The following is a 23,116-nucleotide window of genomic DNA, read 5'->3' on the forward strand; positions in this document are numbered from 1 at the left end:
TACATCAATTCAATAGAATTTTCAACAGTATGAACTACTTATTTCTCATATACTTCCAACTATAGTATATGACAAGCTGCAAAGTGTCCAGGTTTTACTTCCTTTAATTCAGGTGTTGTTTGTTTACAAACATCCTTAGCATATCTACATCTACCTGCAAACTTACATCCTGGTTTAGGATTAATTGGACTTGGAACTTCACCCTCTAAGTGAATTCTTTCCTTGCTCTTCTCAACCTCTGGGTCTGGAATAGGAATAGCAGATAATAGTGCTTGAGTATATGGATGTAATGGCTCTGCGTACAAGTCTGCACTTGGAGCAAGTTCAACCATATTTCCTAAATACATAACCCCAACTCTATCTGAAATATGCTTAACCATTGAAAGGTCATGCGCTATAAATAAGTAAGTTAAGCCTAATTCATTTTGTAATTTTATAAGAAGGTTAACTACTTGAGCTTGAATAGAAACGTCAAGTGCTGATATAGGTTCATCACACACTATGAAATCTGGTTCTATAGCTAAAGCTCTAGCAATACCTATTCTTTGTCTTTGTCCACCAGAGAACTCGTGAGGGAATCTAGAAGCATGCTCCTTATTTAACCCTACTAAACTAAGTAACTCATAGATTTTCTTTGTTCTATCTTCACCTGTATATAATTTATGAACATCTATTCCCTCTGCTATAATATCCCCAACTGTCATTCTTGGATTTAATGATGCATAAGGATCTTGGAATATTACTTGTGCTCTTTTTGAGAATTCTTTTTTATCTTTTTTGTTTAATTTGTGAACATCATGTCCATCAAAGATTACTTCTCCTTCTGTTGCACCATACATACCCATTATTGTTCTACCACAAGTTGTTTTACCACATCCAGACTCTCCAACAAGTCCTAATGTTTCTCCTTTATGGATATCAAAACTTACACCATCAACAGCCTTTAAAATTGCTTTTGGACCAACTTTAAAGTGTTTTTTTAGATTTTTTACTTCTATTAATACTTCATGATTTTTTGTTGACATAATCTAAACACCTACCTTTTTTAAAGCTTCAGCAACATCCACCTTAGGTGCATATGGGTGTCTTAACCAACAAGCCACTTCATGTGTATCAGTTAATGACTCAGCAGTAGGTGGTAATTCCCTACAAATCTTCATACAGTGTTTACATCTTGCTGCAAAACCACATCCCTTTGGAGGTGCAATTAGATCTGGAGGAGTTCCCCCTAAAGCGTAAAGGCTTCCTTTATGCTCAGTATCTAATCTTGGAACTGATTGAAGTAATGCTACTGTATATGGGTGTTGAGGATTATAGAAAATTTCATTAATTGTTCCTCTTTCTATAACTTCTCCAGCATACATTACTTGAATTCTATCAGCTACATCAGCAACAACACCAAGGTCATGAGTTACAAGTATAACTGCTGTACCTAATTTTTTCTGTAAGTCACCGATTAAATCCATTATTTGAGCTTGAATTGTAACGTCCAATGCAGTTGTTGGTTCGTCTGCTATAAGAACCTTTGGAGAACAAGCTAGTGCTATAGCTATCATAGCTCTTTGTCTCATACCACCTGAGAATTCATGTGGATATTGTTTAACTCTTTTTTCAGCATTAGGTACATTAACTAATTTAAGCATTTTTATTGCTTCATCCATTGCTTCTTTCTTCTTCATTCCTCTGTGAATTATTAAGCTTTCAGCAATTTGTTTTCCAACTTGCATTGTTGGGTTTAAAGATGTCATTGGATCTTGGAATATCATTGATATCTCAGATCCTCTATATGGTCTCATTTCCTTTTCAGAAAGAGTTAATAACTCTTTACCTTCAAATAATACTGATGAAGTCTCTTTTATTTCAGCTGGTGGAGTTGATAAAAGTCTCATTATAGCCTTAGATGTAACTGATTTACCACATCCAGATTCACCAACTATTGCAAGAGTTTCTCCTTTATTTAAATGAAAACTAACATTTCTAACTGCTTTAACCTCTCCCGCATAAGTATGAAAGGAAACGTTAAGGTTTTTAACTTCTAATATTTTTTCCATGATTTTTTCCTCCCTCTAATTAATTATTGACGTAGACGTGGGTCTAATGCATCGTTTAATCCATCTCCTAACATTTGGAAACAGAACATTACTAAACTTATCAATAAACATGGGAAGAATAACTCATGAGGATAGAACATTATTTGCCCTTGTGCTTGTGATGCCATAGCACCCCAGCTTGTATTAGGTGATTGAACTCCTAAGCCTATATAACTTAAGAATGCTTCACTGAATATAAATCCTGGAACTGATAATGTAATATCAACAAGCAATACTCCTAAAGCGTTTGGTAATAAGTGTTTTGCTATAACTCTAGTTGGACTTGCTCCTAAACTTTGAGATGCAAGTACGAATTCCTGCTCTCTAACTTGAAGAAGTTGTCCTCTTACTAATCTTGATGTACCACACCAAGAAGTTAATGACATGGCTAAAATCAACCATTTTATTTCTTTACCAAATATTAATGAAATAAGTATAACTAATACTAGATAAGGCATAGATGAAATAATTTCAACTAATCTCATCATAATATTGTCTATTAATCCACCAAAGTAACCAGCTATACCACCGTATATTGATCCAACTATAGCCATAATCGCTGTACAACATAATCCTATAGCTATAGATACTCTACCACCCATCCATACTCTTGAGAATATGTCTCTTCCTAGGTCGTCAGTACCGAACCAAAATTCTGCACTTGGTACACTATTTTTTATATCACCATTAATATAATCAAAATCATGTGGTGATAAACTTGGCCCTATTAAAGTCATTAAAATTATAACAATTAATAAAGCTGCTGAAAATAAAGCTAATTTATTTTGTTTAAATCTTCTCCAAGCATCTTGTAAATAAGTCATACTCGGTCTAGATATTTTTTCTGCGTCACTTGAATCTACTCCAATTACTTCAAAGAGATCCTTAGTTATTTCAATTTTTGAAGCATTATTCTCCATTTATGATTCCTCCTTTATTTACTACCTGATACTCTTATTCTTGGATCTATTAATCCATAACTTATATCAACAAGTATTAGTGATAATACATATAAGCTTGATATGAATATAGTTAAACCAACAATCATTGAGTAGTCATTTGAGTTAACTGCTGTTACATAGTAAGAACCTAATCCTGGAATAGCGAACATTCTTTCAATAACGAATGAACCACCAAAGATACCTAAAATACTTGGTCCTAACATTGTAACGATAGGAATCATAGAGTTTCTTAATACGTGTTTAATTATTAAAGCTGATTTACTTACACCTTTAGCTTTTGCTGTAACAATGTAGTCTTGTCCAATTACTCCTAACGTACTATTTCTAGTAAACTTAGAGTAAGACGCAATTCCTCCAATAGCCATAGCTAATACTGGTAAGAAATAGTGAATAGGTTTTCCCCATCCCATAACAGGAACCATCTGTAACTTAACTGCAAAAATATACTGTAGCAATGCACCGAAAACAAATCCCGGAATACATACTAATAATACAACCAATACAGAAATACACTTATCAATAATTTTCCCTCTATTGAATGCTGCAAGTATACCTAGTAAAACCCCAACTACAACTTGGATAGATACTGCTATTCCACCAATTTTACCTGATGTTGGTGCGTAATCTTTTATCATTTTATTTACGCTTCTTTCTTTGTATACCATTGAATCTCCAAGGTCACCCTTAGTAATTAAGTTTTTCATATAAATTCCATATTGTTCCATTACCGGTTTGTCCAAACCATACTTGTGTTTAAATGCTGCTTTTGCTTCTTCCGATAAGTTTTTTGCACCAGCTGCCATCGGATCTCCTGGAACCGCACGTACAAGGAAGAATGTTGCTGTGATGATAATAAATACTGTTAGAATACCAAAGCCTATTCTTTTAAGAATATACTTTCCCATTTTAAAAACCCCCCTAAAACTTTTAGTACTTTTAGCATAGCTATATTAAATTTCTTAAATTTTTCTTATAAGAAATTTTAATCTTACATCATGTACTTTTAAAAGATATTATGTAGCAAATTACTAATTGAATATAAAATATTTTCTGAAAATTGAATTTTAACTTAAATCAACTTATCTTATACCTTATTAGTATAACCCCCTTTTCTAATGCATTTATTACTATTTTAAAAACTAGTAATTTTTCTTAGCATTAATTCGTGTAGACTAATCTCTTAATATGGAGTTACCCATATAACTTGGTTATATAATATGTGTGTTGTGTCTTTAAAAAGTTTCAATAAAATATTTTACATTTAACTTTTTAGTAACTTTTTTTTATTATACTATATAAAATGAAATTTATAAATAGTTTTTTATTAAATATTAGTTTTTTTTTTATTTTTCAAATATTTGATTTAAACTATTAAACTTTTTTCATTCTTACCTTAAGCCACATCATACATTTTTAAAAATACGGTGCCTTTTTTCTTACTTTTTGTAGTTTTTTATACCTTCTCTTTATTTAGTTTAATATAGATAGCAGATATATACCCCTTTACATTAAGCTATCTATATTAAACTTTATTCAAAAGCATCTCTAAATATTCTTATTTAATATTTTAGGTTTTTCCACCTTAGGTGCCATGGCATGTTTCAACCAACAACTAACTTCTTGAGTTTCAGAAATTTTTGTAACCGCTGGTTCAGCCTCTTTGCATATTGGCATACAATATTCACATCTTTCTGCAAAAGGACATCCTATAGGCGGTTTAATTAAATCTGGTGGTGTGCCTCCTAATGAATATAAGTTAGACTTATTGTCAGTACTTAAATTAGGTACTGATTGAAGAAGTGCCCATGTATATGGATGTTGTGGATTATAGAAAATTTCATTTGTTGTACCTCTTTCTATAATTTCACCTGCATACATTACTTGTATCCTATCTGCAACATCAGCTACTACTCCTAAATCATGAGTTACAAGAATAACTGCTGTTCCTAATTTTTGCTGTAAATCTGATATTAATTCCATTATCTGAGCCTGAATTGTTACATCTAATGCAGTTGTAGGTTCATCTGCTATCAATATCTTAGGATTGCAAGCTAAGGCTATAGCTATCATAGCTCTTTGTCTCATCCCTCCTGAAAACTCATGTGGGTATTGCCTAGCTCTTTTATCAGCATTTGGTATACCAACAACCTGTAACATCTTTACTGCTGCATTAAATGCTTCTTTCTTATTTAATTCTCTATGAATCACTATACTTTCAGCTATTTGCTTTCCAACAATCATAGTTGGATTTAAAGAAGTCATAGGATCTTGAAATATCATAGACACCTCTGCTCCTCTAAAACACCTCAGTTCCTTCTCATTCATAGAAAGTACATCTTTATCCTCACATATTATTTTAGATCCACTCTTTATTTCTCCTGGTGGCGTAGTTATAAGTCTCATTATAGCTTTTGCTGTAACTGTTTTACCACATCCCGATTCACCTACAACTGCTAGGGTTTCTCCTTTGTTTAAAACGAAACTTACACCCCTTACGGACTGCACCTCTCCTGCATAGGTATGAAAAGAAACCCTTAAATTTTCTACCTCTAAAACCTTATTCATTTTCCATCTCCCCCTAACTATTGACGTAATCTCGGATCTAAAGCATCTCTTAATCCATCACCAAATAATTGGAATGAAAGCATTATCAAACTAATTACTAAAGCTGGGAAGAAAAGTTGATATCCATAAAATAGCATTTGAGGTTGTGCTGCTGCTGCCAACGCACCTAAACTCGTATCAGGCGATGGTACTCCCAAGCCTATAAAACTTAAAAAAGCTTCTCCAAATATAAAACCTGGAACATCAAAGGTTATAGCTACTATCATAACCCCTAATACGTTTGGTAGTAAGTGTCTTCTTATTATTCTAGCTGAACTAGCTCCTAATGCTGATGCCGCAAGAATATATTCCTGCTCCTTAATTTGCATTACCTGACCTCTAACTAATCTAGCCATATAACACCATCCAGTTACAGTCATGGCTATAATTAATTGAGGTATGCCTTGTCCAAAAATTATCATTATTAAAATAACTACTATTAAATGTGGTATACTTACTAATATTTCAATAATTCTCATCATAATATCATCAACTATACCGCCAAAATATCCAGATATTCCACCATAAGCAGCTCCAATAATTGCATCTACTAAAGCTCCAACAATTCCAATGGCTATTGATACCCTTGCTCCTTGCCATACCCTTGAAAATACATCACGCCCTAAATTATCTGTACCAAACCAATTAGATGTAGATGGCCATAAATTAATCATGTCTTTGTGTATTTCTGAGTAAACCTTTCCTGAAATCAAAGGTCCTATAACAGCCATTATAGATATTATTACTAAGATTATTAATGCACCTATGGCTATTTTATTTTGTTTAAGTCTTCTCCACGCATCTTGCCAATAAGTCATACTTGGTCTTAATATCTTTTCACTATCTGTATCTTTCTCTCCAATAATAATAAATTTTTCAGGTGTAAGTTCAATATTTTTATTAACTGATTCATCCCTCATTCTGCTTCCTCCTATCTTTTTCCTCCATTTATTCTTATTCTAGGATCTACAAGACTATAAATTATATCCACTGCAACTAAAGCTACAATATATAAACTAGCCATAAAAACAGTCTGACCTAATACCATTGAAAAATCTCTATCTTGTACAGAGGAAACAAAATACCTTCCCAAACCTGGAATTGAAAAAATACTTTCTATTACAAAGGATCCTACAAATATCATTGCAATCTGTGGTCCTAATAAAGTTATTACTGGAAGTATTGCATTTCTAATAACATGTTTAGTGACTAAGTTAATTTTACTTACACCCTTTGATTGTGCAGTTAATATATAATCTTGTCCTATTACGTCTAAGCAATTAGCCCTCATATATCTTGCATATGTAGCAAGAGATGTGAAGCTCATAGCTATGGTAGGTAAAATTGTATATTCAAAGGATCCCCAACCCGTTGTAGGGAGAATAGTAAACTTAACCGTAAATATATATTGAAGTAAATTAGCAAGTACAAAGCTCGGTACTGATATTCCTATAATAGCTAAAAACATTACAACATAATCTGGCCATTTATTTCTTTTTAAAGCTGCCACAATACCCAGAACTATTCCTAAGGAAAACCCTATTACTATAGACTGAATTCCAATACGCCCTGAAACCGGTGCATATTCTTTTATTATTTTAGTAACGGATCTTCCTGGATAAACCAAGGATGTCCCTAAATCTCCCTGTACTAAATTTTTCATGAACATACCATATTGTTCTATAACAGGCCTATCTAATCCATACTTTGCATAATAATTTAACTTCACTTGTTCAGGTAACTTTTTAGCTAAATGAGCTAAAGGATCACCAGGAATAGAGTGTATTAAAAAGAATGTCATTGTTATTACAATAAATAATGTAAGTATCATATAACCTATTCTTTTAACTATAAACCTTAACACTTATGCTCCCTCCCTTTTATTTGGATTTTATTTAAGAAGCTGTCACACTAGAAGATGTAATCATTCAGTGCAACAGCCTAAGCTATATTTAACTTATCTTTTATCTTCCTGAAGTATAAGCATACTTACATTCTACTGTTCCAAATAGAGGATACATTAAATCTTTAACATATTTTCTTACATAAGTTTGTCTTGATCTAAATACTTGTGGTGATACAACAGCATCCTTAATTATAAGAATTTCTTCTGCTTCCTTAAATAACTTAGCTCTTTCTTCTTGATTGCTAGTAGCTGCAACTTCTCTTATGATTTCATCATATCTATCATTTTTCCAAGCTACTGGAACAATACCTGCATCTGATGCCCACATATCAAAGAATGTAGAAGGATCATTATAATCTCCTGTCCAACCCATTGAAGCTATTTCATAATCCAACTTATCAGTTCTAGCCATAAATTGTGGCCATTCTACATAGTCTATTTTCATATCTATACCTAAAACTTTTTTGTAATTTTCTTGAGCAAATTCTGCAAACTCTTTATTTCTAGCTGCTGTTCCTGACTCTAACCAAGTTAACTTCATTTTAGATGGATCTGGATCTTCACCTATTTCCTTTAGTCCTTCTATTAATAATGCTTTAGGATCTCCACTTTCCTTTTTTAAAGTCTCTAATGGATTATAATTTACTATATCTCTATATTCTTTATCCCCCATTAATACTTGAGGTGGACACCATCCATAAGCCTCTTGCCCTACATTTCTAAATAAAGTCTGTATTCTTCCAGCTCTATCTTCTGCTAATATAAATGCTTTTCTAATTTTTTCATTTTTGAAATATTTATTTTGTTGATTAAAAAATGTATATGCTATAGATGGATCTGCTGATTTTAGAACTTCGAAGTCTCCTGTATCGTTAAACTTCTTAACCCATTCAGGCATAGTAACAGCCGCTGCGTCTAAAGATCCATTAGATAACTCTCCCATTCTAGAGTCTTCTTGAGTTATGATTTTCATTGTTACTTTTTCTAACTTAACATTGTCCTTATCCCAATACTTATCATTTTTTACTAATTCAACTTTGCTTTGATGTACCCATTCTTTAATAACAAATGGTCCATTAGCTATTAAAGTTTCTTTTTCTGTTCCATATAATTCACCGTGTTGATCAATTAAATCCTTTCTTTGAGGCTGCATTACTTTGAAATAAGTTAAATCCAGGAAATATGCACATGGATTAGCTAAAGTAAATTGTAATGTTTTTTCATCTAAAGCTTTAATTCCAACTTCTTCAGCTTTTGCTTTTCCCGCATTATATTCTCTAGCATTTTTTATAGGATATAATAAACTTGCATAAGTTGCGCCTGTTTTTGGATCTAGAGTTCTCATCATTCCATAAACAAACTCCTCAGCTGTAACCTTCTTTCCATCTTGCCAGTTATACTCTCTTAATTTAAAGGTCCACACTAAACCATCATCGCTAGCTTCCCATTTTTCAGCCCCAGCAGGCTCAATAACGTCCTTACCATCCTTAACTACAACTCTAGTTAAGCCTTCCATGATTTGTGATAAAACCTGAGATGCATATAAATCTGTTGCTGTTGAAGCGTCTAAACTCTTAGGCTCTGCAACTAAAGTTATATTTAGATGTTGATCCTTGTCCATTTTTTCAGTTTGATTACCTGTTTCACCTGGTTCTTTATCTTTTCCGCATCCAGTCAAACCCATTGTAGCAATTAAAGTTACAGATAATAATGCTGCTAGAAGCTTTTTCTTTTTCACTTAAATTCCCCCTTTTCTACTTCAGTCTAATGAAAACGTGTAAAAGCTTAAACTGATAATTGTATTGCATTATATTAAATAATAATTATTTAATATTTGCTCTATTATATGAGCACTTATTTATATTTATGCTTTCTTATTTATATTTATGTGTTTTTTACAAACTATCTATTTATAGTCTAGCTAAGCTTATGTTCATTTGAATTTTCTATTAACACAAATTTTATATTCAAAATAAAAAACTATATATGAAAGAGTTTACTTTCTCTCCCTCTCTTATCACCTTTACTTATTTAAATGAATATATTTATATAGCACGAATGTAAAAAAATGAATATTTGTTTATTTATTTCTTGCATTTATGTATTGCTTTTATAGCATTTTTATATATTATATATAGTAAGAATTATTTTACAAAATAATTTGAATTTAAATCACAATAACCTTATTCTTTTGTAGGATATATTTTTTACCTATATAAAAAAGATTTTTTTAGTTATATAATGATAGTATAAAATTTAAGGAGGTACATTATTATGAGACCTAATGTGGCAGTTGTAGGTGCAACTGGAATGGTTGGTAGACAATTTTTAAGTATATTAGCTGAAAGGAAATTTCCTATAAATAATTTGTATTTATATTCATCTAAAAAGTCTGCTGGCACTAAACTTAACTTTGAAGGAAAAGAAATTGTTGTAGAAGAATTATGTGAAGAAAATATAAAGAATAAATCTATTGATATAGCCTTATTTTCAGCTGGAGGAAGTACAAGCTTAGAGTTTGCACCAATCTTTGCTAAATACAATGCTGTTGTAATAGATAATAGTAGTGCTTGGAGAATGAATCCTGAGGTTCCCCTTGTAGTTCCTGAAGTAAACCCTGAAGATATATTCAAGCATAAAGGAATTATAGCTAATCCAAACTGCTCAACTATACAAGCAATGGTTGCTTTAAAACCTCTACAAGATAAATATGGAATAAAAAGAGTAATATACTCAACTTACCAAGCTGTTTCCGGTGCTGGTGTTGGCGGTTATTCTGACCTTGAAAATGGCTATAAAGGAGAAGATCCTAAAAAGTTCCCTTATCATATAGCAGGAAATGTAATTCCTCATATAGATGTATTTAATGAGACTGGTTACACTAAAGAGGAAATAAAAATGATTGAAGAAACTAGGAAAATTCTTCATGATGATTCTTTAAAAATAACTGCTACTACAGTTAGAATTCCTGTTTTCTATGGCCATAGTGAAAGTATAAATATAGAACTTAAAAATGAATTTGACTTGAAGGATGTTTTCCACTTATTTAAAAACAGTCCTGGTATAATACTTCAAGACGATATTGATAATTATGTTTATCCAATGCCATTATATTGTGCTGGAAAAGATGAAGTTTTTGTTGGAAGAATAAGACGTGACTTTAGTATTGATAATGGTCTTAATATTTGGGTTGTAGCTGACAATATTAGAAAAGGTGCTGCATTAAACGCTGTACAGATTGCAGAAGTTTTAGTAGAAAAATTATTTAACCACTAATATTAGTGATTAGCCTAGAATAAACTAACTATAATAATTAATTTTATTAATTAAAGGAGAGATTAATATGGCATTATTTAAAGGGTCGGCAGTAGCAATTGTTACTCCGTTTAATGAAAAAGGTGTTGATTTTGATAAGCTTAAAGAATTAATTGAATGGCACATTGAAAATAAAACAGATGCTATAGTCGTATGTGGTACTACTGGTGAAGCTTCTACAATGAGTGAAACTGAAAGAAAAGAAACTATAAAATTTGTTGTTGATGTTGTAAACAAAAGAATCCCAGTTATAGCTGGTACAGGATCAAATAATACAGCTGCTTCAATTGCTATGAGCAAATGGGCTGAGGAAATAGGAGTAGATGGACTACTTGTTATCACTCCTTACTACAATAGAACAACTCAAAAGGGATTAATTGAACATTTTAAAGCTATTAATGACAGTGTTAAAACTCCAATAATACTTTACAATGTTCCTGGTAGAACTGGAATGAATATTGATCCTTCTACTTTAGTAAAACTTTGTGACTTAGAAAATATAATTGCTATAAAAGAAGCTAGCGGAAATATAAGTCAAGTTGCTAAAATAAAAGCTTTATGTGGTGATAAAATAGATATCTACTCTGGAAATGATGATCAAATAATTCCAATCCTTTCTCTAGGAGGAATTGGAGTAATATCTGTACTTGCTAACGTTGTTCCTAAAGAAACTCATGATATGGTTATGAATTATCTTGAGGGTAAAACACAAGAAGCTTTAGACCTTCAAATTGAATATTTAGCTCTTTGTGATGCTTTATTTATAGAAAATAATCCTATTCCTGTAAAAACCGCTTTAAATCTTATGTCTAAAGAAGTAGGACCTTTACGTTTACCTCTTTGTGATATGTGTGATTCTAATAAGGATTTACTTGAAAAAGAATTAAAAAACTGTAATTTAATTTAATCATATTTTAAAAAGTAGCTTTTATAATTCCATATTATAAAAGCTACTTCATTACAATTCACTTTCTTTTTATCATATTAAGGAATAATACACTTATCTTTATATGTTTTAGAAAAATTAAATAGTGTACTTTTAAATGGTACAATATATATTGTACCATTTAAAATAAGCTTATATTAAATAATAAGTTTTAGGAGGCTGAATATGACAAGAGTAATTTTATCAGGTTGTTGTGGGAAAATGGGGAAGATGGTAACTGAATGCGCTAAAAACTTTGCTAATCTTTCAATAGTTGCAGGAGTAGATTTTAAAGAAGATACTACTCTTAGTTATCCTACTTTTAAAAATATATTAGATTGTAATATTGAAGGAGATGTAATACTAGACTTTTCTAGACCTTCTTCTTTAAAGAGTCTTGGAGAATTTGCTGTTTCTAAAAATCTTCCTTTAGTTCTATGTACTACTGGATACTCTGAAGAAGAAAAAGCATACATCAAATCCTTAAGTGAGAAAATAGCAATATTCCACTCTGCTAATATGTCCATAGGCATAAATGTAGTTAATAGTGTTCTTAGAAAAATTTCTTCTTTATTATATGAAGATTTTGATATAGAAATTATAGAAAAGCACCATAATCAAAAAGTTGACTCTCCTAGTGGAACAGCTTTACTTTTAGCTAATACAATTAAAAATTCCATAGAAGAAGATACTGAATTTATTTATGGAAGAGAAGGACATAAAAAAAGAGAACACAAGGAAATAGGTATACATGCAGTACGTGGTGGAAATATCATAGGAGATCATGAAGTTATCTTTGCTGGTCAAGGAGAATGTATTGAAATAAAACATACTGCTATTTCTAGAGAGGTTTTTGCAGTTGGAGCATTAAGATCTTGTGCTTTCGTTAAAGGAAAGTCTGCTGGAATGTATGATATGGATAATGTAGTAAACGAAGCTTTATAATAAACACTAAAAAGAATAATTTAAAGTTAATTATTAAGGGTGCTTAGGAAAACTTAACAACTCTTAATTCTAAGACATTATATATAGCATATTAGAAACTTATTAAGGGATATGAAAATTCATATCCCTTTAATTATATAGCTTATTAAGTTATAATTAAGCTTCTACATATTTAATTAATTAATCTTCAATAAATAAAATTAAAAATACTATCTTTAATTTTATTTATATCTATATTTTAATAAACAACCTTCATTGTATTTACAGGTAACATACATTGTAAAATAAATGAAACCACTATTAGAAATGTAGAATATTAATATATACTTTTAATATTGTAAAATAGACATTATCATGATTAATTCTAATTTATTATTTACAATAAATTATTTCTCTATTAAATTTAAGAACTTTTGAGTACGTGGATTTTTAGGGTTATCAAATATTTCTTCTGGTGTTCCCTCTTCAATTATGTTTCCACCATCCATAAATATAATTCTATCTGCCGCTTCTCTAGCAAATTTCATTTCATGGGTAACTATAAGCATAGTTCTATGTTTCTCTGCTAAAGATTTTATAACTCCTAAAACCTCTCCTACAAGTTCAGGGTCTAAAGCTGATGTAGGTTCATCAAATAACATAAGCTTTGGATTAACAGCCATAGCTCTTGCTATACCAACTCTTTGCTGTTGACCTCCTGATAATTTAGATGGATAATAGTCCTTTTTATCACTTAGTCCAACTTGATTTAATAAATCCTTAGCTATTTTTTGTGCTTCAACTTTTTTCATTCTCTGAACTGTAACTAATGGCTCCATAATATTTTCTAAAGCTGTTTTATTTTTAAATAAGTTATAACTTTGAAAAACCATAGATGTATTCATTCTTAGCTTTCTAACATCTTCCTTAGAGTGTTTTTTAGCATCCACCTTAATATCATCTATTTCTATGATTCCTTCAGTTGGTTCTTCTAAATAATTTATACATCTTAAAAGAGTAGATTTACCTGTACCTGAAGGACCAATTATAGCTATAACCTCCCCCTTATTTACATTTAAATTAACACCTTTTAATACTTCTAACTCTCCAAATTTCTTATGCAAGTTAGTTATCTTAATCATGACACTCCTCCATAAAATCCCTTAAATCATATATTTTATAGTTCATTAACAAACTTTTCTATTCTTTCTAAAGCTTCTTTTATTACTGCTCTACTTGTACCTAAGTTAATTCTTTGATATAAATCTGAACCTTTACCAAATATAGATCCCTTGTTTAATATAACTCCAGCTTCTTTTATTAATCTTTGATATAATTCTTCCCCTTCAATTCCAAGTGCTGAAAAATCTACCCATAATAAATAAGTACCCTCTGGATATTGAACCTTTAATTTAGGAATTCTTGTTTCAATAAACTCAACAGCAAAATCTATATTACCTCTTAAGTATTCCATTAATCCTTGATACCATTCTTCTCCATTAGAGTAAGCTGCTTCTTGTGCAATAGCTCCAAATATTGTAGGTCCACTTATACATAGTTTTTCTAAATGCTTAGCAAATTTATTTCTTAATTTCTCATTAGGAACTATTATATTAGCTGTGTGAAGTCCTGCTATATTAAATGTTTTATTTGGTGCTGTACATACTATTGTTATATCTTCTATTGCCTTTGAAAGAGTTGAAAATACAGTGTGTTTATTCTCACCAAATATTAGATCTGAGTGGATTTCATCTGAAATAATTAGTATGTTATGCTTTAAGCATATTTCACCTAATCTTCTAAGCTCCTCCTCTTTCCAAACCTTACCTATTGGGTTGTGAGGACTGCATAATAAGAATATCTTTGTTTTTTCAGTTATTTTATTTTCAAAATCCTCGAAATCTATTGAGTAGACCCCATTTTCATTTATTAATGGATTCTCAACAACTTTACAATCATTATTTTCAATCACTTTAAAGAATTGATGATACACTGGAGTCTGAATTATAACTTCATCTCCCGGATTAGTAAAAGCACCTATTATGTAATTTATTCCTGGTACAACCCCTGGAGTAAATTTAATCCACTCTTTTTTTACATCCCAATCATGTCTTCTTTTCATCCATGATATTACTGCATTGTAATATGATTCACCTAAAAATGTATATCCAAAAACCTCATGTTGTAATCTTTTTTCTATATTTGCTTTTATTGATGGATCTACTTCAAAATCCATATCTGCAACCCAAAGAGGTATAGCATTTTCATTGCCTAATACTTTAAGTATATCCCACTTAGCACAATTAGAATTTTTTCTACAAACTTGCTTATCAAAATTAAACATAAATTTATTCCCTCCCATAAAATACTTTATCCCAATAGTCATGTTACATTATAAGACTTTTGTTGTCTAATACATATTGTTTATACAAATTATACTTATTATTGCATTTTTCTATAGAGCTTTAACCTTCTATACTAAAAATTATATCTATATATTAAATATACCTGAGATTATAGATATTATATAAAGCTTAACTTTTATTATTAAAATTTACATAAATAAAAGCTCATATAAATTTGAGATAAGATATCAAATTTATAGAAGCTCATTTGTTACTTTTAATATATAAGTTTTAGTTTATTTTCTAAATAAATATATATTTTTCATTACCTAGATAAAAGTTAAATATATATGTTATTAGTCTTGATTATTTAACTAAATAGTTAATTAAAGCATCTATACTCAAAGTTTACTTATTTATATATGTTTTAATTAACTTTCTTCAATAATCAAATTTAACTATAAATTCTTTACTAATTTATATGTGTTGCTATAAATTCCTCTATTCTTCTTATAGCTTCCTTTAATTCTTCTATACTATAGCAATATGATATTCTAACACATCCCTCTCCATTGCTTCCAAAGGCTGTTCCTGGAATTACAGCTACCTTACCATACTCTAATAATTTTTCACAAAACTCATCACTACTCATATTGAACTTCTCTATACTAGGGAAAATATAAAAAGCTCCCTTAGGTTCATTTATTTCAAAGCCTAATCTTATAAGCTCTTCACATAAGTAATCTCTTCTTTTCTTAAATGAATCTCTCATAGAAATAACATCCTCTAAAGAATTTTTTAATCCTGCTAAAGCTCCATATTGACATATAGAAGGTGCACAAGATACATTATACTGATGTACCTTCAATATAGCACTAAAGAATGGTTCCTTAGCACAAACATAGCCTACCCTCATACCAGTCATAGAAAAAATCTTAGAGAATCCACTTACTAAAATTATTTTATCTTTTATATCATCATATTGTGCTATTGAATTATATTCAGCATCATATATTAAAGCTGAGTACATTTCATCACTTACAATAACTATTTCTTTATCTTTTAATAACCTATGTAGTTTTTCACTAAACTCCTTAGTTAAAATAGTTCCTGTTGGATTAGATGGATAAGATAAAACTATAGCCTTAGGAGAATGCTCGTTTATAAGCTTTTCTATTTCCTCTATATTAGGCATAAACTCTTTATCTAAATTATAATTAACTACTTCTCCTCCTAAAAGCTTTACACACGCCTCATAAGCTGGATAAGCTGGATTAGGAATTAATATTTTATCACCTTCATTTATTAAAGCAGTAAATACATTCATTAACCCCTCACTACCGCCTACAGTAATACAAATATCCTCTGTATCATAATTTATACTTTGACTTTTTAAGTAGTTACTAATTTCTTCTCTCAACTCAAGTACACCTGCATTAGGTGTGTATACTGTCTTACCCATATCAACAGCTTTTAATATTCCCTCTTTTACTCCCTGTGGAATAGGAAAATCTGGCTGCCCTAGAGTTAATGAAATAGCTCCTTCAATTTTGGATACTTTATTATAAAATTTTCTTATTCCTGATATTTCTATAGAATTAACTTTATTTGAAATAAAATCTTTCATTTTTCACCATTCCTTTTATAATATTCAATTGCTTTTCTATGCTTTTTTATATAATATATTACATATATATTATTTTATCATAAAACCTTATTTTAAAAACACTGTAGCCTAGTATTAAACTAGTCATTATGCATATAATTTATATTTAAGTGTTTTAAATTCTAGTAAATTAATTTTACTATAAAATAATAAAATTGAAAGGAGATTATTATGAATTATAATTTAACAGATCCATATGAAATTGCAAGATACATAAAGGAAGTAAAGAAAACTACTCCTGTTAAAGCATACATAAAAGGTACTCTTGAAGGTTGTGACTTTGGAAGTATTGAAGCATTAACAAGTGGAGAATTAAACATTTTATTTGGAGAATACTCTGAGGTTTCTAATTTTATAAAAGCTAATGAAGCAAAAATTAGCACAGTAAAATTAGAAAATGATAGAAGAAATTCTGCTATTCCTATGTTAGACATTTCAAATATAGAAGCAAGAATAGAACCAGGTGCTATTATCCGTGATAAAGTTTTCATAGGTAAAAATAGCGTTATAATGATGGGTGCAGTTATTAACATAGGTGCTGAAGTTGGGGAAGAATCTATGATTGATATGAATGCTGTACTTGGTGCAAGAGCTAAGGTGGGTAAACGTTCTCACGTTGGAGCTGGAGCCGTTGTAGCTGGTGTTTTAGAACCACCTAGTAAATCTCCTTGTGAAATAGGTGATAACGTTGTTATAGGTGCTAATGCTGTAATTCTTGAAGGTGTAAAAGTAGGTAACAATTCTGTTGTTGCTGCTGGTTCAGTTGTTACTGAAGATGTTCCTGAGAATGTTGTTGTTGCCGGAACTCCTGCTAGAATAATAAAAAGCGTAGACGATAAAACTAAAGGTAAAACTGAAATATTAGATGATTTAAGAAAATAACAATAAAAAATCCAAGATATTAACTATCTTGGATTTTTTATTACCATTTTTACTTGTTTGAAGGAATTTATATTATTTCTTCAGTCTCTGATTTAGAGTCTGGAGTGCAAATACCTACTGATGTCATATCAACATCTTCACTGTATAATTCTTCTTCTCCAGCCTTAACCATTTCCATTTTAGAAATTGATACTTCGTATGCAACTTTTTTGATTACGTCTAAGTCTGATATTTTCTTTTGATACTCTCTACTTTGAAGTCTTCCCCATATTCTTATTCTATCGCCTACAACTAAAGTCTTACAGTATCTTGAATTTCTTCCCCATGCTATAGTTGGAATGTAGTCTGACTTGTTATATGCTCTGTTTACAGCAAGAAGCATGTCCGCAATTTCTCTTCCGAATGGAGTCTTTCTGTATACTGGCTCTTTGCAAATGTAGCCATCTAAGAATATTTGATTAGGATTTTTACTTCTTTCTAAACAAGGATATATGTCTCTAGCAAATACTGTTAGTATTAATCTGTTAGCATTGTCAACAAACTTATTATAGGATCTTAATTGACCCTCTACAATTATTTCTGAACCTACTTGGATATCTACGTCAACCATTAGTCTCTCTGATATTGTTATGTTTAATTGGTCAGTTACATCGCTTAATCTTGGTACCTCAATATAAAATGAATAAAATCCTTCTCCATACATTTCATGACTAAATTCTAACTCTGTAAGCACCTTTCCTTCTAAATAAATAGTGTTGCTGTTAATTAAATTTTCCATTGTAACCCCTCTTTCCCTTAGTTTTATAATTTTTAATCATAGCTTTTCAAATAATTATTCTTATAAATAATTATCCCCTAACAATATAGAACCGATATGAAAAGTAATTTTTTTATTTTACTTTTCTTATTTTCCATTATAATACATTTCATTAATACTTTTCAATATTTTTTATGAGAATTTATTAAATAATTTTATTCATTTGAATTTTTAATCTGTTTACCGGTATGATCTAAGTAATAATCGTCCTTATAAATCATGTCTGAGACCTTTACAAACTCATATCCTTCACCTTTTAATTTAGTTATTATTTTTTCAAGATTTTCTGGTGTGTATTTAGCATTGTTATGAAATAATATAATAGATCCTGGTTTTACCTTTTCTACCACTCTATTATACTCTTCTTCCGCTCCTTTTTCTTTCCAATCAATTGAGTCTGTGTCCCATTGTATTATTTTATGATTGGTTTCCTCTATATTCTTAATTACTTCATCATTATATGAGCCACTAGGACATCTAAATAAAGTTGGTCTTTCTCCTGTGATCTCCATAATTTTAGCATCTGTTACAGCTACTTCATTAATCATCTTATCCTTAGATATCTTGGTCATGTCAGGATGAGTATTGGAGTGATTACCTAGTTCATGCCCCTTGCTATGAATCTCCTTTGTCTCCTCCTTATAATCATCAATCCAAGTACCAATTACAAAGAATGTAGCTTTTACATCTTGCTTTTCAAGTACATTTAATATTTCCTTTGTATAGTCAGTTCCCCAACTAGTGTCAAAGGTAATAGCAACCTTTTTATCTTTTACATCAGTTGAGTAAATAGGTAATTTTTTTGTTGTAGCATTAGATAATGCTCCAACTGTTTTATAATTATATACTACCCCTACACACATTACCACAACTAAGGCTATCGATAAAAATAATAATTTAGTATGTTTAGGTTCTAGCTTTTTCATTTATTCCTCCTACATAATGTTTTCCCTAAATTTATATTCATTAGGTATAATTTATATGATAAAATAATTGATAATAAAAAAAATAAGCATTAAAGTTACTATTAAGTAAATTTAAATGCTTATTAACTTAACTTTTTTATGGTATACTATAGTGGGTGTAAGCTTTTTACACACCACTTATTAAAGGAGGAGTAATAATGTATGAAGATACTTTAGAGCTAGCCGAAAATAAGCTTCTTTTATTGTATATAATAGATAACATTAAAATGCCTATATCCAATACTCAATTAACAGATATAGTCTTAGAAAATAATTTTCTAAATTATTTCACTTTACAACAATATATCTTTGAACTTACTTCCTCTAATTTCATAAAATCAATTGAAAAAGAAGGAAAGATACGAATAGGCATTACTGAGAGAGGATCAAAAATATTATCAATGTTCTTTAATAGAATATCTCCATCAAAAATTAAAGTTATTGATGATTATTTAGAGAAGCATATTCAAAACATAAAAAGACAGCTAACTATAACAGCTGATTATACAATAGATGATAATAATAGTTTTATAGTAAATCTAGGTGCCGCAGAAAATGAATCTATCTTAATAGATTTAAAGCTTACTGTAGGTTCTAATAAAGAAGCTAGAAAACTATGCTCAAAATGGACAGAAAATTGTTCAGACCTTTATACAAAACTTATTGAAATATTAATAGATGAAGAAGAAGCTAATTAATTACTATAGCCGATGGCTCTCCGCCTAGGCGAAGGCTTCTTTTTTCTTTACTTAAAATATCTACTCTTATTAAACTTCCATTTAGACAATTAAGTATATATAAGTATGAACCATACTTCAAAATCTTTTTAGGCATCCCACCTACATCCATAATATCTACTATTTCAAAAGATTTTTTATCTATTACATCTATCGTTCCACTTAAAAAATTAGCAACATAATAATTTCCCTCTTCTTCGATTATGTCAATTGGAGATAAACCTACCTCAACTTCCTTTATTGTTTTCATATATACTGTATCTATAATGCTTATCTTTCCATTTTTATTTAGTCCCATATTACTTTGTAAAACAACCATAATGTTTTCTTTCTTGTCCATCAAAGTCTTTGTAGGATAGCTTTTCAAAGCTATTTTTTTATTTTCATTATAGTCTTTAAAGTTGATGACATTTACACTATCATCTCCTAAATTAGTTACAACTATCAATTCTTTCTTTTCATCATATGCTACATGACATGGCGCTGAACCACATGGAACTCTCTCTAAAATACTATTACTTTCTAAGTCAAAAATTATTAGACTATCACATTCCCCACAAGTAAAGTATGCTTTTTTATTCACTATAATAACGTCATTACAATTTGCACCTATATAATATTCACCTATAACCTTATCACTAAGGAGATCAACTATTATCAGGGTGTTTGCATAGCTGTTTGCTATAAATAACTTATCTTCGTGACTTATCATATTCTTAGGTCTAAGAATATGATTGTAAGCCTTGTCTAGCTGTATTCTTCCCTCCTCCTGAAAATCATTTAATGAAATTTTAGATATATAATCATATTCTAAATTACAAATATATATATATTTCACAACACCCATCACCTCCTATAATCTCAGTATATGAATTTAATTACTTATTGATATAATAAAAAATTTCATATAATGATGAATTTATAGGCACACTATGTTTTCACTATACTTACAACACTTGAAATTTATTTTACAGCTAATAAAAAATATTAGTATAGATTTATTCAAAAATATATTCACTGAATTTATTCCAAAACCTTAAGATATATAAAAGCCATGTTTAATAGCAAAGCTTGTTAATTCTATTACTATTTTTTATAAACTTAAGATTACTTAGACATATTTTCTATAGATAGTGAATTGTTCTTGTACTATGGCTTAAAAATAACTTATAATATTTGAAGAATTACTTATATGTGGGGGGATTAACATGCTTAATTATATGCCAAAGGGCGTTTGTGCTAAAGAAATATCTTTTGATGTAGTAGATAATAAAGTTACTTCTGTATCATTCGTAGGTGGATGTAATGGAAATTTACAAGGAGTTTCTAAATTATTAGAAGGCTTAACTGTAGAGGATGCTATTTCTAAACTTGAAGGAATCACTTGTGGTTCTAGAGATACTTCTTGCCCTGATCAATTTGCTCAAGCATTAAAAGATTTAGTTGTAAACAAATAATAAGATAGAATTTTATTTAAATTAGATTATCTTTATTATATACATAACATATTCATAAAATTAAAGAAAGTAAAAGGCTGTTGCACTAACACTTAATGCAACAGCCAATTCTTACTTTATACTATTTATAACTTTTCTCATTCCACCGATCATATATATTGAACCTGCTGCTAAAATCATATCTCCATCCTCATAATCTTCACAGGCTATTTTATATGCTTTTCCATAATCATTGCAACTCTCACAATTAGAATTATACTTAATAACAACTTCTCTTAAGTCTTCACTTAATTCTGCCCTGTCACTATTAGGAGTTACAGTTATTATCTTATGTGCTAAAGGTGCAATTTCCTTAACCATATCTTCTACTTGTTTATCTGCCAAAATTCCTAAAATTAAAATTAACTTATTGTACTTAAAATATGTATTTAAACTTTCCTTTAAACTTATAATCCCACCTATATTATGAGCTGCATCAATTACAGTAAAAGGACTATCTTTTAGTTTTTCTAATCTTCCTATCCATTTAACTTCTCTTAAGCCATTTAGCATTGATTCTTTGCTAATTTCGACTCCTATATAATTAAGTGCTTCTACAGCCTTAATAACTACTGATACATTATTCACTTGATATTTTCCTAGTAAACCTAATAATATATCATAGCTTTCACCTTCATTTACTCTTATCCTTTGATATGTTTTACCTTCTTCTCTACATACCTCTATATATTGTGTAAAATTCTCTGGAACTTCTATTAATATAGCATTTCTTTCAATGCATATATCCTTAAATACCTCTTGAGCTTCCTTTTCTTGAGGATATAAGACAAGTGGCACTCCCTTTTTTATTATTCCGCCCTTTTCATAGGCTATCTCTTTTAGAGTATTACCTAAAACTCCTGTATGGTCAAAGCTAATAGAAGTAATTATTGTTAGAATTGGATTAATTACATTTGTTGCATCCAATCTTCCCCCTAATCCTACCTCTATAAGTGCATAATCAACATCTTTCCTTTTAAAATATAAAAAAGCTATAGCTGTTACTATTTCAAAATATGTTGGTTCATCAAAACCTTCTTCAATAATTTGAGGCACTATATTATAAAATTCAGTTACTAAACTAGCAAATTCATCTTTAGATATATTTTCATTATTTATTTGTATTCTTTCTTCAAATATTTCAACATATGGCGAAGTATACATCCCCACATTATAACCTTGTTGATTTAAAATGTAATTCAACATAGCTGTTGTGGAACCCTTACCATTAGTTCCAGCAATGTGAATAGTTTTTATGAATTTATGTGGATTACCTAGAATCTCAAGTACTCTCTCCATTCTTTCTAATCCCAACTTCATACCAAACTTCGCTGTGCCCTCTACATAAGTTAAAGCTTCATTATAATTCATCCTTATCACTCCGTACCTTAATAAAATATTTACCTCATTATATCACTAATAAAGTTAAATGAAAAACTTATAACAAAATAATTGCATTTACTTTCCTATAAGTTTCAAATT

21 protein-coding genes are annotated in these 23,116 nt (G+C 30.0%); 6 read left to right on the forward strand and 15 right to left on the reverse strand.

Translation table 11 applies throughout. From position 1 onward, the window contains the following. Positions 1–59 precede the first annotated feature (59 nt). The 8 genes from BUA48_RS06530 to BUA48_RS06565 form a co-directional block, all read right to left on the reverse strand. Positions 60–1,025: an ABC transporter ATP-binding protein gene (locus BUA48_RS06530; RefSeq protein ID WP_072831256.1), complete on the reverse strand. Its 966-nt coding sequence runs from the start codon at positions 1,023–1,025 to the stop codon at positions 60–62. Positions 1,026–1,028: 3 nt separating this feature from the next. Then, entirely contained in the window at positions 1,029–2,051 is a 1,023-nt protein-coding gene (locus tag BUA48_RS06535) for an ABC transporter ATP-binding protein (protein ID WP_072831257.1), read from the reverse strand. 23 nt (positions 2,052–2,074) lie between these two features. Next, positions 2,075–3,010 (reverse strand): ABC transporter permease, encoded by a 936-nt coding sequence (locus BUA48_RS06540; protein WP_072831258.1) that lies wholly within the window; start codon positions 3,008–3,010, stop codon positions 2,075–2,077. Between the two features lie 14 nt (positions 3,011–3,024). Further along, the gene (locus BUA48_RS06545; protein WP_072831259.1) at positions 3,025–3,957 is read right to left on the reverse strand and encodes an ABC transporter permease; all 933 of its coding nucleotides are present in this window, start codon (positions 3,955–3,957) and stop codon (positions 3,025–3,027) included. Between the two features lie 640 nt (positions 3,958–4,597). Next, positions 4,598–5,617: an ABC transporter ATP-binding protein gene (locus BUA48_RS06550; RefSeq protein ID WP_072831260.1), complete on the reverse strand. Its 1,020-nt coding sequence runs from the start codon at positions 5,615–5,617 to the stop codon at positions 4,598–4,600. Positions 5,618–5,634: 17 nt separating this feature from the next. Then, the gene (locus BUA48_RS06555; RefSeq protein ID WP_072831261.1) at positions 5,635–6,576 is read right to left on the reverse strand and encodes an ABC transporter permease; all 942 of its coding nucleotides are present in this window, start codon (positions 6,574–6,576) and stop codon (positions 5,635–5,637) included. An 11-nt stretch (positions 6,577–6,587) separates the two neighbouring features. Further along, a complete protein-coding gene (locus BUA48_RS06560) occupies positions 6,588–7,520 on the reverse strand; it encodes an ABC transporter permease (protein WP_072831262.1) in 933 nt (310 codons plus the stop codon). A 100-nt stretch (positions 7,521–7,620) separates the two neighbouring features. Beyond that, entirely contained in the window at positions 7,621–9,300 is a 1,680-nt protein-coding gene (locus BUA48_RS06565) for a peptide ABC transporter substrate-binding protein (RefSeq protein WP_072831263.1), read from the reverse strand. Positions 9,301–9,836: 536 nt separating this feature from the next. Between BUA48_RS06565 and BUA48_RS06570 the strand changes: the two genes are divergently transcribed. From BUA48_RS06570 to dapB, 3 genes are all read left to right on the forward strand, one after another. Continuing rightward, a complete protein-coding gene (locus BUA48_RS06570; RefSeq protein ID WP_072831264.1) occupies positions 9,837–10,838 on the forward strand; it encodes an aspartate-semialdehyde dehydrogenase in 1,002 nt (333 codons plus the stop codon). 67 nt (positions 10,839–10,905) lie between these two features. Next, positions 10,906–11,784 carry a 4-hydroxy-tetrahydrodipicolinate synthase gene (gene dapA / locus BUA48_RS06575; protein ID WP_072831265.1) on the forward strand — a complete coding sequence of 293 codons (879 nt, stop codon included), beginning with the start codon at positions 10,906–10,908 and terminating at the stop codon, positions 11,782–11,784. Between the two features lie 204 nt (positions 11,785–11,988). After that, positions 11,989–12,747 carry a 4-hydroxy-tetrahydrodipicolinate reductase gene (gene dapB, locus BUA48_RS06580; RefSeq protein WP_072831266.1) on the forward strand — a complete coding sequence of 253 codons (759 nt, stop codon included), beginning with the start codon at positions 11,989–11,991 and terminating at the stop codon, positions 12,745–12,747. A gap of 386 nt (positions 12,748–13,133) precedes the next feature. Here the strand turns inward: dapB and BUA48_RS06585 are convergent, their stop codons facing one another. The 3 genes from BUA48_RS06585 to BUA48_RS06595 all read right to left on the reverse strand — a co-directional run bounded on the left by BUA48_RS06585 (position 13,134) and on the right by BUA48_RS06595 (position 16,698). Beyond that, positions 13,134–13,868, reverse strand: coding sequence for an amino acid ABC transporter ATP-binding protein (locus tag BUA48_RS06585; protein ID WP_072831267.1), 735 nt, complete (start codon positions 13,866–13,868; stop codon positions 13,134–13,136). 35 nt (positions 13,869–13,903) lie between these two features. Next, positions 13,904–15,070 carry a MalY/PatB family protein gene (locus BUA48_RS06590; RefSeq protein WP_072831268.1) on the reverse strand — a complete coding sequence of 389 codons (1,167 nt, stop codon included), beginning with the start codon at positions 15,068–15,070 and terminating at the stop codon, positions 13,904–13,906. A 473-nt stretch (positions 15,071–15,543) separates the two neighbouring features. Next, complete coding sequence (locus BUA48_RS06595) at positions 15,544–16,698, reverse strand: pyridoxal phosphate-dependent aminotransferase (protein ID WP_072831269.1); 1,155 nt, start codon at positions 16,696–16,698, stop codon at positions 15,544–15,546. 210 nt (positions 16,699–16,908) lie between these two features. On the opposite strand from BUA48_RS06595, the gene dapD reads away from it, so the two are divergent. Continuing rightward, entirely contained in the window at positions 16,909–17,619 is a 711-nt protein-coding gene (gene dapD / locus BUA48_RS06600; RefSeq protein WP_072831270.1) for a 2,3,4,5-tetrahydropyridine-2,6-dicarboxylate N-acetyltransferase, read from the forward strand. A 67-nt stretch (positions 17,620–17,686) separates the two neighbouring features. On the opposite strand, the gene BUA48_RS06605 is transcribed toward dapD, so the two are convergent. Together BUA48_RS06605 and pdaB are read right to left on the reverse strand one after the other, a co-directional pair. Then, complete coding sequence (locus BUA48_RS06605; RefSeq protein ID WP_072831271.1) at positions 17,687–18,397, reverse strand: single-stranded DNA-binding protein; 711 nt, start codon at positions 18,395–18,397, stop codon at positions 17,687–17,689. 194 nt (positions 18,398–18,591) lie between these two features. Beyond that, positions 18,592–19,362, reverse strand: coding sequence for a polysaccharide deacetylase family sporulation protein PdaB (gene pdaB, locus BUA48_RS06610; RefSeq protein ID WP_072831272.1), 771 nt, complete (start codon positions 19,360–19,362; stop codon positions 18,592–18,594). Positions 19,363–19,559: 197 nt separating this feature from the next. Between pdaB and BUA48_RS06615 the strand changes: the two genes are divergently transcribed. Continuing rightward, positions 19,560–20,099, forward strand: a complete 540-nt coding sequence (locus BUA48_RS06615; protein WP_072831273.1) for a DUF4364 family protein — start codon at positions 19,560–19,562, stop codon at positions 20,097–20,099. Here BUA48_RS06615 and BUA48_RS06620 read toward each other — a convergent pair. Continuing rightward, entirely contained in the window at positions 20,092–20,976 is an 885-nt protein-coding gene (locus BUA48_RS06620; protein WP_143147678.1) for a YncE family protein, read from the reverse strand. The genes BUA48_RS06615 and BUA48_RS06620 overlap by 8 nt on opposite strands. Positions 20,977–21,346: 370 nt before the next feature. Between BUA48_RS06620 and BUA48_RS06625 the strand changes: the two genes are divergently transcribed. Continuing rightward, positions 21,347–21,595: a TIGR03905 family TSCPD domain-containing protein gene (locus BUA48_RS06625; RefSeq protein WP_072831275.1), complete on the forward strand. Its 249-nt coding sequence runs from the start codon at positions 21,347–21,349 to the stop codon at positions 21,593–21,595. Positions 21,596–21,706: 111 nt separating this feature from the next. On the opposite strand, the gene BUA48_RS06630 is transcribed toward BUA48_RS06625, so the two are convergent. Then, entirely contained in the window at positions 21,707–23,005 is a 1,299-nt protein-coding gene (locus BUA48_RS06630) for a bifunctional folylpolyglutamate synthase/dihydrofolate synthase (RefSeq protein WP_072831276.1), read from the reverse strand. Positions 23,006–23,116: the final 111 nt, after the last annotated feature.

This window comes from Clostridium collagenovorans DSM 3089 (assembly GCF_900130005.1).
Classification (GTDB): Bacteria; Bacillota; Clostridia; order Clostridiales; family Clostridiaceae; genus Clostridium_D; species Clostridium_D collagenovorans.

Excerpts from the sequence above, each read along its gene's own strand:
- BUA48_RS06530 (WP_072831256.1), bottom strand. The coding sequence starts at position 1,025 with ATGTCAACAAAAAATCATGAAGTATTAATAGAAGTAAAAAATCTAAAA.
- BUA48_RS06535 (WP_072831257.1), bottom strand. The coding sequence starts at position 2,051 with ATGGAAAAAATATTAGAAGTTAAAAACCTTAACGTTTCCTTTCATACT.
- BUA48_RS06540 (WP_072831258.1), bottom strand. The coding sequence starts at position 3,010 with ATGGAGAATAATGCTTCAAAAATTGAAATAACTAAGGATCTCTTTGAA.
- BUA48_RS06545 (WP_072831259.1), bottom strand. The coding sequence starts at position 3,957 with ATGGGAAAGTATATTCTTAAAAGAATAGGCTTTGGTATTCTAACAGTA.
- BUA48_RS06550 (WP_072831260.1), bottom strand. The coding sequence starts at position 5,617 with ATGAATAAGGTTTTAGAGGTAGAAAATTTAAGGGTTTCTTTTCATACC.
- BUA48_RS06555 (WP_072831261.1), bottom strand. The coding sequence starts at position 6,576 with ATGAGGGATGAATCAGTTAATAAAAATATTGAACTTACACCTGAAAAA.
- BUA48_RS06570 (WP_072831264.1), top strand. The coding sequence starts at position 9,837 with ATGAGACCTAATGTGGCAGTTGTAGGTGCAACTGGAATGGTTGGTAGA.
- dapA (WP_072831265.1), top strand. The coding sequence starts at position 10,906 with ATGGCATTATTTAAAGGGTCGGCAGTAGCAATTGTTACTCCGTTTAAT.
- dapB (WP_072831266.1), top strand. The coding sequence starts at position 11,989 with ATGACAAGAGTAATTTTATCAGGTTGTTGTGGGAAAATGGGGAAGATG.
- BUA48_RS06585 (WP_072831267.1), bottom strand. The coding sequence starts at position 13,868 with ATGATTAAGATAACTAACTTGCATAAGAAATTTGGAGAGTTAGAAGTA.
- BUA48_RS06590 (WP_072831268.1), bottom strand. The coding sequence starts at position 15,070 with ATGTTTAATTTTGATAAGCAAGTTTGTAGAAAAAATTCTAATTGTGCT.
- BUA48_RS06595 (WP_072831269.1), bottom strand. The coding sequence starts at position 16,698 with ATGAAAGATTTTATTTCAAATAAAGTTAATTCTATAGAAATATCAGGA.
- dapD (WP_072831270.1), top strand. The coding sequence starts at position 16,909 with ATGAATTATAATTTAACAGATCCATATGAAATTGCAAGATACATAAAG.
- BUA48_RS06605 (WP_072831271.1), bottom strand. The coding sequence starts at position 18,397 with ATGGAAAATTTAATTAACAGCAACACTATTTATTTAGAAGGAAAGGTG.
- pdaB (WP_072831272.1), bottom strand. The coding sequence starts at position 19,362 with ATGAAAAAGCTAGAACCTAAACATACTAAATTATTATTTTTATCGATA.
- BUA48_RS06615 (WP_072831273.1), top strand. The coding sequence starts at position 19,560 with ATGTATGAAGATACTTTAGAGCTAGCCGAAAATAAGCTTCTTTTATTG.
- BUA48_RS06625 (WP_072831275.1), top strand. The coding sequence starts at position 21,347 with ATGCTTAATTATATGCCAAAGGGCGTTTGTGCTAAAGAAATATCTTTT.
- BUA48_RS06630 (WP_072831276.1), bottom strand. The coding sequence starts at position 23,005 with ATGAATTATAATGAAGCTTTAACTTATGTAGAGGGCACAGCGAAGTTT.